Source organism: Streptomyces griseochromogenes (assembly GCF_001542625.1).
Taxonomy (GTDB): Bacteria; Actinomycetota; Actinomycetes; order Streptomycetales; family Streptomycetaceae; genus Streptomyces; species Streptomyces griseochromogenes.
In genome coordinates this window covers 2,216,404-2,231,140 of record NZ_CP016279.1, presented here as the reverse complement: position 1 = coordinate 2,231,140, position 14,737 = coordinate 2,216,404, and the positions used below count along the sequence as shown (strand labels likewise).

Annotated in this window: 1 protein-coding gene; it reads right to left on the bottom strand. The window is 72.7% G+C overall.

Going from position 1 to position 14,737, the window contains the following annotated elements; all coding sequences use genetic code 11:
• Nucleotides 1-25: 25 nt before the first annotated feature.
• Nucleotides 26-14,428: a type I polyketide synthase gene (locus tag AVL59_RS10090; protein WP_067301771.1), complete on the bottom strand. Its 14,403-nt coding sequence runs from the start codon at nucleotides 14,426-14,428 to the stop codon at nucleotides 26-28.
• Nucleotides 14,429-14,737 lie beyond the last annotated feature (309 nt).

Below are 14,737 nucleotides of genomic sequence, written 5' to 3'. Positions count from 1 at the left end.
CGAGGAAGTCGCGGCGTTCGCCTCGTCAGTAGATTCCAAGTTCTTTTCCGATAAAATCGAAGACTTCGTCGTCGGTTGACGATTCGAGCTTCTCCGCAACTCCGACCTCTCCGTTCCGCTCGCGAGCCTCTTTCCACTTAGAAAGGACGACTTCGAGTCGGTTCGTGATCTGGGCGGAGTCCTCGTCGCCGGTAATCGCGGCGAGCATGCCTTCCAGCTTTTCCAGCTCCGCGAGCACGGGCTGGGCCGGGCTGGTCTCCTCGATCTGGCCGGCCCTCAGGTAGCCGGCCAGTGCGGCGGGAGTGGGGTAGTCGAACAGGAGCGTGCTGGGCAGGCGCAGGCCGGTGACGGCGCTCAGCCGGTCGCGCAGTTCCACCGCGGTCAGCGAGTCGGCTCCGAGGTCGCTGAAGGCCCGGTCGGCCTCGACCGCCTCGATACCGGCGTGGCCCAGTACGACGGCGGCCTCGGCGCGGACCAGGTCGGTCAGCAGCCGGTCCTGTTCCGCCCGCGACAGGCCCGCCAGTTGCTGGGCCAGCGCGCTGCCCGCCTCCGGGTCCGCCGGGCCGCTGTCGTCGGCTGTGGCGGCCAGGGCCTCGATGACCTCCGGCAGGCTCTCGATCAGCGGGCTGGGCCGCCGCACGGTGAACGGCGGCGCGAACCGCGCCCAGTCCACATCCGCGACCGTCACCAGACCGTCCCGGCCGTCGAGCACCTGTGCCAGGGCCTGGACGGCCTGCTCCGGTTCGAGCAGGTGCAGGCCTCGCCGCTGCATCTGGGCCGCGTCCTCCTGGTCGGTCATGCCGCCGCCGCCCCACGGGCCCCAGGCCACCGAGGTCGCCGTCAGCCCTCGCGCCAGACGGTTCTCCGCCAGGGCGTCCAGGAAGGTGTTGGCCGCCGCGTACCCGGCCTGCAGGCCGCTGCCCCAGGTGGCCGAGATGGAGGAGAACAGGACGAACGCGTCCAGGTCCAGATCCAGGTCCGCGGTCACGCGGTCGAGGGTGACGGCGCCCGCGGCCTTGGCCGTCAGGACCGTGGCGAGTTCCTCCACCGAGGTCTCGTCCAGCGCGGTGGCCTGGGCCACGCCCGCGGCGTGCATCACCGCGGTCAGCGGCGGGCCATCGGCCCCGATCCTGGTGATCAGGGCGGTCAGCGCAGCGTCGTCCGCCGTGTCGGACGCGATCACCTCGACCCGCGCCCCGGCCGTGGCCAGTTCGGCCGCCAGCGCCGCCGCACCCGCCGCACCGGCTCCGGACCGGCTGGTCAGCACGAGCCTCTGAGCACCGCGGCCGGCCAGCCAGCGGGCCACATGCCCACCGATCGCACCGGTACCACCCGTGATCAGCACACTCCCGCGCGGAACAAAGGGCTCGGCCGAGCCGCCGGGCTGCGAGGCCCGGGTCAGCCTGCGGCCCAGGATCCCGGCCTGGCGGATCGCCACCTGGTCCTCACCGCATCCGGTGAGCACCGCGCACAGCCGGGTCGCGGTCCGCTCGTCGAACTCGGACGGCAGGTCGATCAGGCCACCGCCGTGGTCGGGGTGCTCCAGGGCGGAGACCCGGCCGAGTCCCCACGCCTGCGCCTGTACCGGGCTGGCCAGCACCTCGCCCGGCGCGGCCGCGACGGCGCCGCGGGTGAGAATCCACAGCGGCGCGTGGACCGCCAGGGCGATCAGGGCCTGGACCAGCGTCTGGGTCCCGGCCAGGCCGTTCGCCAGCGTCGGGTGAGCGGGCAGCGGAGTCTCGTCCAGTGCCAGCAGCGATACGACGCCGGCGACCCCGGTCTCCGGAATCACCTTGCCGATCTGCGCGGCCATCTGTTCCTGGTCGGCTGTTTCCGTGGTCTCCACGACCGCCACGTCAGCGCCTCGGGCGGTGAGCGCCTGGACGCATTCCCGCGTCAGGTCGTCGTCGGCCTGTCCGGCCGCGGTCACCAGCAGCCAGACGCCGGTCAGTTCGGCGGTGTCGGGCTCGGCGACCGGCGCCCAGGTCACTCGGTAGCGCCAGTTCGCGGTCACCGACCGGTCCCGCTCCTGCCGCCGCCAGGATGCCAGCGCCGGCAGCACCTGGCTCAGATGCTGCTGGTCCTCGATGGCCAGGGTGTCGGCGATGTGCGCGAGGTCTCCGCCCTCGACCGCGGCCCAGAACTGGGCCTCGGCCACCGTGCTAGCGCCATCGCCACCCGCGACCGTCCCCGCGGTCGGCAGTGCCAGCACTCCCTGGGGCCAGTACCGCTCGTGCCGGAACGCGTACGTGGGCAGGTCCACCCGCTGCCCGGTCGGCAGCACCGCGGCCCAGTCCACCACCGCACCCTGGACGAACGCCCGCGCCAGACCCGCAACCAGGCCCGTCACACCCTGCTCGTTACGCCGCTGGAGCGGGACGAACACGCCCTCGTCGCCGCCGATACCGGCAACGGCATCCGGGCCCAGCGCGGACAGCGAACCATCCGGACCGACCTCGATGAACACCGACACACCCTCGGCCGCCAACGCACCCAGCGCGTCCGCGAACCGCACCGCCCGACGCGTCTGCGCCGGCCAGTACCCACCCTCGCACTCGGTCACCAGCTCACCGGTGAGAGCACCCGCCCACACCAACTGCGGCCGGTGGTACTCCAGCCCCGCCGCAACCTCACCCAGCTCGTCCAGCACCAGGTCCATCGCCGCCGAATGGAAGGCATGGCTCACGCGCAACCGCCGAACCCGACGGCCCTTCTCCCGCCAGTGCTCCACCAGCTGTTCAACCGCTGCCGTCTCACCGGAGATCACCACAGACTCCGGCCCGTTGACCGCCGCGACCGACACACCCTCCGTCAGCCCGGGCTCCACCTCGGCCTCCGAGGCACCGATCGCCGCCATCGCACCACCCGCAGGCAACGCCTGCATCAAACGAGCACGCGCCGCCACCAGACGGCTGGCATCCGCAAGCGACAACACGCCTGCCACGTAGGCTGCCGCGACCTCGCCCACCGAGTGACCCACGACCGCGTCCGCCACGACACCGGCCGCCTTCAGCACAGCCGCCAACGCCACCTCGAACGCGAACAGACCAGCCTGCGCATACAGCGTCTGATCCACCAAGCCTTCGTCGACACCGTCCGCACCCAGGACGACATCCCGAACCGACACCCCCAACTCCAACTCGACCAGGCCGCACGCCTGATCGAAGGCCTCGGCGAAGACAGGACTGCCCTCATACAGGCCGCGCCCCATCCCCACCCACTGCGAGCCCTGACCCGCGAACACCAAACCCACCCGCGCACCCGAACGCGCGACCCCGGCCACCACCGAACCCGCGGACACCCCGGCAGCCAGGTTCTCCAGCCCGGTCATCAACTGCTCGCGGTCGGCGCCCACCACCACGGCCCGGTGCTCGAACACCGACCGCGTCGAGGCGAGCGACCAGCCCAGGTCCGCCGCGTCCAGGTCAGGCCGTGCGGTGACCCAGTCCCGCAGACGTCCTGCCTGCGCGGTCAGGCCTTCGGCCGACCGGCCGGACACCACCCACGCGCCGGCGCCCGCCACCACGGACGCCGTACCGGCGCCGTTCTCAAACTCATCGGCGTCAAGCTCACCGGCCTCGGTGGCCGGTGCTTCCTCGACGATGACGTGCGCGTTGGTGCCGCTGATGCCGAACGCCGAGACACCGGCCCGGCGGGCGCGCTCCCCGGCCGGCCACGGCACCGGTTCCGTCAGGAGCCGTACCTCGCCCGCGGACCAGTCCACGTGCGGCGACGGTTCGTCCGCGTGCAGGGTCGCGGGCAGCTCTCCGTGCCGCATGGCCAGCACCATCTTGATGACGCCGGCCATGCCCGCGGCTGCCTGGGTGTGTCCGAGGTTGGACTTGACCGAGCCGAGCCACAGCGGCCGTTCGTCGGCGCGTTCCTGGCCGTAGGTGGCGAGCAGGGCCTGTGCCTCGATCGGGTCGCCCAGCGGGGTGCCCGTACCGTGCGCCTCCACCACGTCCACGTCGGCGGCCGACAGCCGGGCGTTGGCGAGGGCCGCGCGGATCACCCGCTGCTGGGAGGGGCCGTTGGGGGCGGTCAGGCCGTTGGACGCGCCGTCCTGGTTCACCGCGGAGCCACGCACCACCGCCAGCACCCGGTGGCCCTTGCGCTGGGCTTCGGAGAGCCGCTCCAGCACGATCATTCCGGCGCCTTCGCCCATGCCCATGCCGTCGGCCGTCGCGGAGAAGGCCTTGGACCGTCCGTCCGCCGCCAGCCCGCGCTGGCGGGCGAAGCCCACCATCTCCCACGGTGTCGCCATGACCGAGACGCCGCCGACCAGCGCCAGCGAGCATTCGCCCGAGCGCACCGCCTGGGCGGCCATGTGCAGTGCCACCAGGGACGACGAGCAGGCCGTGTCGACGGTCACCGCCGGGCCCTCCAGGCCGAGCACGTACGACACCCGACCGGAGATGATGCTGGTCGCGTTGCCGGTGACCAGGTGGCCTTCCAGCTGCGCGGCGCCGTCCCGCGCGCCCAGCTGCATGCTGGCCGCCGCGTAGCCGGACGAGTATCCGCCGATGAACACGCCGGTGCGCGAGCCGCGCAGCGAGGCCGGGTCCACTCCGGTGGACTCCAGCGCCTCCCAGGAGAGTTCGAGCAGCAGCCGCTGCTGCGGGTCCATCGCCACCGCTTCGCGCGGGCTGATGCCGAAGAATCCCGCGTCGAACTCGGCGGCCTGGTGGAGGAATCCGCCTTCGCGTGCGTAGGTGGTCCCGGCGTTGGCGGGGTCGGGGTCGAACAGGGCGGCGGTGTCCCATCCGCGGTCCTGCGGGAAGCCCGAGATGCCTTCGCCGCGTGCGGCCAGCAGCTCCCAGAGTTCTTCGGGGCTGTTCACGCCGCCGGGGAAGCGGCAGCTCATCGCCACGACGGCGATCGGTTCGCCGTCGACGGGCGCGGTGGCCGGGGCCTCCGGGGCGGCCGTGTTCTGGGCCAGGGCGCCGAGCAGTGTCACGCGCAGGTGATCGGCCAGCACCGTCGGGGAGGGGTAGTCGAACAGCAGGGTGGCGGGCAGTCGGAGTCCGGTGACCGTGGCGATCCGGTTGCGCAGCTCGACGGCGGTGAGGGAGTCGAAGCCCAGTTCGCTGAAGGCCCGGCTGGGTTCCACGTCGTCGGGGCCGGAGTAGCCGAGTACCGCGGCGGCTTCGCCCCGGATCGTGTCGACGAGCATCCGGTCCTGTTCGGTGCGGGACAGGCCGGTCAGCCGCTGGGCCAGTTCGCCTTCGGCCTGGGGCGCGTTGCCGTCGGCCTGTGCCGCCGCCTTCAGCTGCTGGGCGTCCGGCAGGTCGCGCAGGAACGGCACGCCGAGGATCTCGGCGGCGCCGGGGGCGGCCGCGAGCTTGGGCCAGTCGAGGTCCATCACGGTCAGCACGGTGTCCGGGCCTGCCAGTGCCTCGCCCAGTGCCTTGACCGCCAGCTTCGGGTCCATCAGGACCTCCCAGCGGTTGCGGCGCAGCCGCTGCCGGGCCGCCTCGCTGGCCTGGGACACGCCTTCGCCGGCCCAGGGGCCCCAGGCCACCGACATCGCGGTCAGGCCGCGCGAGCGGCGGTTCTCGGCGAGTCCGTCCAGGAAGGCGTTCGCGGCGGCGTAGTTGGCCTGGCCCGCGCCGCCGAAGGTGGCGGCGCCGGAGGAGAACAGGACGAACGCGTCGAGGTCGAGGTCCGCGGTCAGTTCGTCGAGGTAGGCGGCGCCGGCGGCCTTGGCCGAGAGCGCGGTGGTCAGTCGTTCGGCGTCGAGCCGGTCGAGCACGCCGTCGTCGAGCACGCCCGCGGTGTGCATGACGGCGGTCAGCGGCGGTCCGCTCGCAGCGATGCGGTCGATGAGTCCGGACAGGTCGGCGCGCAGGCCGCTGTCGCAGGTGCTGATCTCGACGTGGGTCCCGGCCGTCGCCAGCTCGGCCGCCAGCGCGGCCGCACCCGCCGCACCGGGTCCGGACCGGCTGGCCAGGACGAGCCGTTCGGCATCGCGGCCGGCGAGCCAGCGGGCGACGTGTCCGCCGATGGCACCCGTACCGCCGGTGATCAGGACGGTGCCGCGCGGCGTGAAGTCCCGTCCGGCCCTGGGCTGCGGGGCCCGGGTCAGCCTGCGGCCGAGGATTCCGGCGGGCCTGATCGCCACCTGGTCCTCGTCGCAGCCGGCGAGTACGGCGCACAGGCGGCCGGCGGCCCGGTCGTCGAACACGGCGGGCAGGTCGATGAGGCCGCCCCAGCGGTCCGGCTGTTCCAGGGCCACGACGCGGCCGAGTCCCCAGGTCTGTCCCTGTACGGGGCTGGTGAGCACCTCGCCGGGTCCGGTGGCTATCGCCCCGCGGGTGAGCATCCACAGGGGTGCGACGATCCCGGCGTCGGTCATCGCCTGCAGCAGGGTCAGTGTGCCGGTCAGTCCCTCGGGCACCACGGGCCAGGCCGGGGCCGGCGTCTCGTCCAGCGCCAGCAGGGAGACCACCCCGGCCGCGTGGGCGGGGGTGTCCTCGTCGGCGCCGTTGCGCAGGGCCCGGGTGAGGTGGGCGGCCAGCTGTTCGCGCTGTGCCGTGCCCGCCTCGACCTCGACGACCTCGATCCGGGTGCCCCGCTTGGTGAGGGCACGTACGCAGGCCTGGGCGAGGTCCGCGGTGGCACCGGTCCGGTGGGCCGGGATCGCGACCAGCCAGGTCCCGGCCAAAGTGGCCGGTGCCGGGTCGGTGACCGGGGCCCAGGTGACGCGGTAGCGCCAGTTCCCGGTGACGTCCCGTTCCCGTTCGCGGCGGCGCCAGGACGCCAGCGACGGGAGCACCTCGTTGAAGGACCGCTGTCCGTCCACCGCGAGGGTGTCGGCCAGCTGTCGCAGGTCTCCGCCTTCGACGGCGGCCCAGAACCGGGCCTCGGCCTCGGTTCCCGCGCCGTCCCCGCCGGCGACGGCCGGGGTGGCCGGGTCGGCGGCCGCGATCCAGTACCGCTGGTGCTGGAAGGCGTAGGTGGGCAGATCCGTGTGCGCGGCGTCGGGCAGTACCTTCTGCCAGTCGACGGTGGTGCCGCCCACGTGCACCTGGGCGAGCGCGGTCAGCAGCCGGCGGGGGCCGCTGTCCTCGCGGTCCAGGGTTCCGGTGATCACCGGGAGGGCGGCCGTCCCCAGGTCCTCGATCGTCTCGGCGATGCCGGTGGTGAGCACCGGCTGCGGGGAGACCTCGATGAAGGTCCGGTTCCCGGCCGTGGCCAGTTCGCGGATCGCCTCGTCGAAGCGGACGGTGCGGCGGACGTTGGCGAACCAGTACTCGGGGTCGAGCTCCGGGCCGTTCATCCAGCGGCATTCGACGGTGGAGAACAGCGGGACGCGTCCCGCTCCCGGCTGGATTCCGGCCAGGCTCGCGGTGAGTTCGCCGGCCAGGTCCTCGATACCGGCGGAGTGCGCCACGAAGTCGGTGACGGGGATCGGCCAGCGCATGACGTGCCGGGCGGAGAGTTCGGCCCCGAACTCGGCCAGGGCGTCCGTCTCGCCGGAGACCACGGTGGCCGCGGGTCCGTTGATCGCCGCCACCGAGAGCCGCTCTCCCCACGGGGCCAGCAGTTCGCGCACCGCCGCGACGGGCATCACGACGGAGAGCATGCCGCCGCCGGTGCCGAGCCCGGACAGCGCCCGGCTGCGCACCGCGACGACCTTGGCGGCGTCCTGCAGCGACAGGATCCCGGCCACGGTGGCCGCCGCGATCTCGCCCTGGGAGTGGCCCACCACGGCGCCGGGTGTCACGCCCGCCGCCTCCCACACCGCGGCCAGCGAGACCATGACCGCCCACAGGGCCGGCTGGACGACGTCGGCGCGCTCCAGTTCGGGCGCGCCGTCCGCGCCGGCCAGCACGTCGGTGAGCGACCAGTCGACGTACGGGGCCAGGGCCCGCTCGCACTCGGCCAGCCGGGCCGCGAACACCGGCGAGGAGACCGCCATCTCCCGGCCCATTCCGGCCCATTGGGCGCCCTGGCCGGGGAAGACGAAGACCGCCTGGCCCTCCTCGGCCGCCGCGGTCGTCCCGATGACGACCCCGGGCCGGGGTTCCGCGGCCACCACCGCGGCCAGGCCCGCCGTGAGGTCCTCGCGGTCGCTGCCGGTCACCACGGCCCGGTACTCGAACACGGAACGGGTCCGTGCCAGGGAGCGGGCCACGTCCGCGGGGTCCAGTTCCGGTCGCGCGGTCACGTACTCGGCGAGCCGGGCAGCCTGCAGCCGCATGCCTTCGGCGGTCCGCCCGGACACGGTCCAGGCGGAGGCCTCAGAGGCGTCGATGACCGCGGGGGCGTCCGGGGCACCGGCTCCCTCGACGGCCGCGGGGGTCTCCTCGTCGTCCGGCTCGGGGGCCTCTTCGAGGATGATGTGGGCGTTGGTGCCGCTGACGCCGAACGAGGAGACACCGGCGCGGCGCGGCCGGCCGTCCGTCTCCCACGGCCGCGACTCGGTCAGCAGTCGTACCTCACCGGCCGACCAGTCCACGTGCGGCGAGGGCTCCTGCGAGTGCAAGGTGGCGGGCAGCCGCTTGTTCCGCAGCGCCAGCACCATCTTGATGAGTCCGCCGATGCCGGCCGCGGCCTGGGCGTGTCCGATGTTGGACTTCACCGAACCCAGCCACAACGGCTGTCCCTCCGGCCGGTTCTGGCCGTAGGTGGCGATCACCGCCTGTGCCTCGATCGGGTCGCCGAGCACCGTGCCGGAGCCGTGGGCTTCCACCACGTCGACGTCGGCGGTGGACAGTCGTCCGCTGGCCAGGGCCGCCCGGATGACCCGCTGCTGCGAGGGGCCGTTCGGGGCGGTCAGTCCGTTGGACGCGCCGTCCTGGTTCACCGCGGAGCCGCGTATCACGGCGAGCACCGGGTGTCCGTTGCGCCGGGCGTCCGACAGGCGCTCCAGCACCACCATGCCCGCGCCTTCGGCGATGCCCATGCCGTCGGCGGCGGCGCCGAACGACTTCGACCGGCCGTCGGGGGCGAGCCCCCGCTGCCTGCTGGTCCAGACGAACAGATCGGGAGTGGCCGCCACGAAGGCGCCGCCGGCCAGTGCCAGCGAGCACTCGCCCGACCGCAGCGCCTGCGCGGCCAGGTACACCGCGACCAGCGCCGAGGAGCAGGCCGTGTCGACCGTCACCGCCGGGCCCTCCAGGCCGAAGGTGTAGGCCACCCGGCCGGAGAGCACGCTGGTCGTGGTGCCCGTCAGCAGGTGTGCTTCGAGGCTCTCGGTGGCTCCGGTGACGCCGTATCCGGCGAAGCTCGCGCCGGCGAACACCCCGGTCTGGCTGCCGCGCAGCGCGGACTGGACGATGCCCGCCCGTTCCAGCGCCTCCCAGGACACCTCCAGCAGCAGCCGCTGCTGCGGGTCCATCGCCACCGCCTCGCGCGGGCTGATCCCGAAGAACCCGGCGTCGAACTCGGTCGCGTCGTAGACGAACCCGCCCTGGCGCACGTACGACGTCCCGGTCTGATCGGGATCCGGGTCGTACAGGTTGTCCAGGTCCCAGCCCCGGTCCTGCGGGAAGGCCCCGATCGCGTCCGTGCCCGAGTCCAGCAGCTCCCACAGCTCTTCCGGGGTCCTGACCCCGCCGGGGAAGCGGCAGCTCATGCCCACGATCGCCACCGGATCGTCGTCCGTCGGGGCCGCCGTGGTCATCGGCACGGTCCCGCTCGTGGCCTGGACGCCGAGCAGTTCGTCGCGCAGGTATCCGGCCAGTACGGCGGGGCTCGGATAGTCGAAGAGCAGCGTCGCGGGCAGCTTGAGCCCGGTGCGCGCGCCGAGCCGGTTGCGCAGTTCGACGGCGGTCAGGGAGTCGAAGCCCAGTTCGCTGAAGGCCCGGCTGCTGCCGATGGCCTCCGGGGAGGAATAGTCGAGTACGGCGGCGGCCTCGGCCCTGATCAGGTTGACCAGGGTCCGGTCCTGATCGGCGGTCGGCAGCCCCGCCAGCTGCTGCTTCAGCGTGGAGCCCGCGTCCGGGTCGACGTCCGCGCCGCCCTGGGCCGCGTCCGATCCGGCGTCGTCCAGGGCCTGCCGGACCTCGGGCAGGCCCTCGATCAGGGGGCTGGGCCGGCGCAGCGTGAACGGCGGGGCGAACCGGGCCCAGTCGACGTCCGCGACCGTCACCGGTCCCTCGCCGCCGTCCAGGATCTGGGCCAGCGTCTGTACGGCCAGGTCGGGAGCGAGCAGCCGCAGTCCGCGCCGCTCCAGCTGGGCTCCGTCGTCCCCGGTGCTCATCGCGCCGCCGCTCCAGGGGCCCCAGGCCACCGAGGTCGCGGTCTCGCCGCGGGCCAGGCGGCTCTCCGCCAGCGCGTCCAGGAAGGCGTTCGCCGCGGAGAAGGCCGGCTGCTGGCCGCCGCCCCAGATGGCGGCGACCGAGGAGAACAGGATGAACGCGTCCAGTTCTGCGGTGAGTTCGTCCAGCCAGGCCGCCGAGGCCGCCTTGGCCGCCAGTACCGCGGCGAGTTCGGCGATATCGAGGCCGTCGAGGGGGCCGTCGTCGATCGCCTCCGCGTTGTGCACCACCGCGGACAGGGCCGGACCGTCCGTTCCGGTCCAGGCGATCGTCCCGGCCAGGTCAGCTCGCTCGCTCACGTCGCAGGCCACCACGTCGACCCGGGTGCCGAGGGCGGCCAGCTCGGCCACCAGTGCGGCGACACCGGGGGCGCAGGGGCCGGTCCGGCTGGTCAGCACGAGCCGGCGAGCACCCCGGCCGGCCATCCAGCGGGCGACGTGTCCGCCGATCGCGGAGGTGCCGTCGGTGATCAGCGCGCTTCCGCGCGGCTCCCAGCGCCGCGCGGAGCCGCGGGTCTGCGGGGCGCGGGTCAGCCGCCTGGCCAGGATCCCGGAGGCGCGGATCGCCACCTGGTCCTCGTCGCCCCGGGCGAGCACGGCCGTCAGCCGGACTCCGGCGCGGTCGTCGAGTACGGCGGGCAGGTCGATCAACCCGCCCCACCGGTCGGGGTGTTCCAGTGCTGCGACCCGGCCCAGGCCCCACACCTGCGCCTGCACGGCACTGGCCAGTGCCTCGTCGGAGCCGGTGGCGATCGCCCCGCGCGTGGACACCCACAGCGGTGCGCCCACTCCGGCGTCGCCGAGCGCCTGCACGAGGCCCACGGTCGCGGCCACGCCCTGGGCCACCACCGGGTGCGCGGGCACGGGCGTCTCGTCCAGCGCGAGCAGCGACACCACACCGGCCACCGCGCCGGGCTCGACGTCCCGCAACACCTGACCGAGGACCTTCGCCACCTCGGTACGGTCCACCGTCCCGGCCGGCACCTCGGCGACCACCACCTCGGCGCCCCGGGCGGCGAGCGCCTCCACACACCACTGCGTCAGGTCGTCGCCGGACCGCTCGGCCACGACCAGCCAAGTCCCTGACAGCGCCCGGGCGTCGGGCTCGGCGACCGGCGCCCAGGTCACCCGGTAACGCCAGCTCGTTGTCGCGGACCGGTCCCGCTCCTGGCGCCGCCACGACGCCAGCGCCGGCAGCAGCTCGCTCAGGTACCGCTGGTCCTCGATCGCCAGCGTGTCCGCGATCGAGGCCAGGTCACCGCCCTCGACAGCGGCCCAGAACTGCGCCTCGGCCGCCGTGCTCGCACCGTCCGCGCCGGCCAGAGCCACGGTCGCGGCCGCCGACCGCAGCCAGTACCGCTGGTGCTGGAAGGCGTAGGTGGGCAGCTCGACCTGTTCCGCGGCGGGCAGAACAGCCTTCCAGTCCACGCTCAGCCCGCCGACATACGCCTGCCCGAACACGGACAACAGCCGCGCCGCACCACCGTTGTCACGCTCCAGAGTTCCTACGACCACCACATCGGTGTTGCCCGCGTCCTCCGCGGTTTCCGCCACGGCGGCGGTCAGCACCGGGTGCGGGGAGACCTCCACAAACGCGCCGTACCCACCAGTGATCAGGACACGGACCGCTTCCTCGAAACGGACCATCTGCCGCAGATTCGCATACCAATACCCGGCATCCACCTCAGGACCCGACACCCACTCACCAGTCACCGTGGACACCATCGGCACCCGACCAGCCCGCGGCGCAATCCCCGCCAACTCCCCCTCCAACACCACCGCCAACGGCTCCACCGCCGGCGAATGCGCCACAAAATCCGTCTCCGGAATCCGCCACCGCAACACATGCCGAGCCGACAACTCCCGCTCGAACTCCGACAACGCCCCCGGCTCACCAGAAACCACCACCGCCGCCGGACCGTTCACCGCCGCCACCGACAGACGCTCACCCCACTGCCCCACCAACTCCCGCACCGCCTGCGACGGCATCACCACCGACACCATCGAGCCCTGCACCGACAGACCCGACAACGCCCGCGACCGCACCGCCACCACCCGGGCGCCATCCTCCACACTCAACATCCCCGCCACCGTCGCCGCAGCAATCTCACCCTGCGAATGACCCACCACCGCATCGGGCGACACACCCGCCGCCTCCCACACCGCGGCCAGCGAAACCATCACCGCCCACAACACCGGCTGCACCACATCCGCACGGTCCAGCCCAGGAACCCCCGGAGCACCCGCGAGCACATCACTCAGCGACCACTCCACATACGGCGACAACGCCCGCTCACACTCCGCCAACCGAGCCCCGAACACCGGCGAGGAAACAGCCAGTTCACGACCCATCCCCACCCACTGAGCCCCCTGACCCGCGAAGACGAACACCGTCCGGGAACCCGGCCGAGCCACACCCGATGCCACCGAACCCGCGGACGTACCGGCAGCCAGCTTCTCCAAGCCGGTCAGCAGTTCCTCGCGGTCGGAGCCGACCACCACGCCGCGGTGCTCGAACACCGAGCGGGACACCGCCAGCGACCAACTCACATCGGGGATGTTCAGTTCGGGCCGGGCAGCGACCCACTCCCGCAACCGGCCCGCCTGCGCCACCAGCCCCTCGGCCGTACGCGCCGACACCAGCCACGCGCCGGTCCCGTCGGCCTCCACCACCGCGGGCACGGCGGTCCGCTCGACCTCGTCGGCCGGCTCGTCCAGGGCTGCGGCCTCGGCCACCTCGCCGTCCTCGGCGGGGTCCTGCGCCGGCACACCGCTGTCGGTGGGGGCTTCCTCCAGGATGATGTGCACGTTGGTGCCGCTCATGCCGAACGCCGACACACCGGCGCGGCGCACTCGGCTGTCCGTCTCCCACGGCTTCGACTCGGTCAGCAGGCGCACCTCGCCGGCCGACCAGTCGACATGCGGCGTGGGCTCTTCCGCGTGGAGGGTCTGGGGCAGCCGCTCGTTCTGCAGCGACAGCACCATCTTGATGACACCGGCGACACCTGCGGCGGCCTGGGCGTGTCCGATGTTGGACTTCACCGAGCCCAGCCACAGCGGGCGGTCTTCCGGACGGTCCTGGCCGTAGGTGGCGATGAGCGCCTCGGCCTCGATCGGGTCGCCGAGCTTGGTCGCCGAGCCGTGCGCCTCCACCACGTCGACGTCCGCGGGCGACAGTTGGGCGTTGGCGAGGGCCGCGCGGATGACCCGCTGCTGCGAGGGGCCGTTGGGGGCGGTCAGGCCGTTGGACGCGCCGTCCTGGTTCATCGCGGATCCGCGGACCACGGCCAGCACCCGGTGGCCGTTGCGGCGGGCGTCGGACAACCGCTCCACGACCAGGACGCCGGCGCCCTCGGCCCAGCCGGACCCTTCGGCCTCGGCGCTGAAGGACTTGCACCGCCCGTCCACCGACATACCGCGCTGCCGGGAGAACCCGACGAACACGGCCGGGGTGGCGATCACGGTGACTCCGCCGACCAGGGCCAGCGAGCACTCCCCGGCGCGCAGCGCCTGGCAGGCCAGGTGGAGGGCCACCAGCGACGACGAACAGGCGGTGTCCACCGTCACCGCCGGGCCCTCCAGGCCGAAGGTGAACGCCAGGCGCCCCGACAGGACGCTGGTCGCGATGCCGGTCAGCAGATGGCCTTCGGAACCGCCCGCCTCCGCCGAGGGGTTCGTGCCGTAGCCGGAGGTGTAGCCGCCCGCGAAGACACCGGTCTGGGTGCCGCGCAGTGAGGCGGCGTCGATGCCCGCCTTCTCCAGCGCCTCCCAGGACACCTCCAGCAGCAGCCGCTGCTGCGGGTCCATCATCAGTGCCTCGCGCGGGCTGATTCCGAAGAAGCCGGCGTCGAACTCGGCGGCGTCGTAGAGGAATCCGCCGTGGCGCGCGTACGAAGTGCCCGGGTGATCGGGGTCGGGGTCATAGAGGGTCTCGATGTCCCAGCCGCGGTCCTGCGGGAACGCTCCGATGGCGTCCGTCCCCGTGGCCAACAGCTCCCACAGCTTCTCCGGGCTCTGAGCCCCGCCGGGGAACCGGCAGCTCATCCCCACGATCGCGAGGGGCTCCTGGCTCCGTTCCTCGACCTCAGCCAGACGGCGGCGGGTCTGGCGAAGATTAGCCGTCACCAGCTTGAGGTAATCGCGGAGCTTATCTTCGTTGGCCATTTATTTCCGCCATCCCAGATTGCCGAGGATATGCCAAATTGACACGCACGCCACGAGGTGTATTACCGCAGAAAGATTCGCAGACTGGCACGTGGGCGCACCGAAGCGGAGCGCCCAGGACCGACACGAGATCCAGTACTTTCCTATCGCGGCAAGGACCGATTCGATCGCCGCGACCGGCGACGGGGAATCTCGTCAACGATGTTCGACTTCACGAGAACCGTAATAAGTCGTCGCCTCACATTGCCATAAGCTACGTTCCCAATGATCACCAATAACAGAACCGTAGCTTCATCTCCGCAGGGGCCG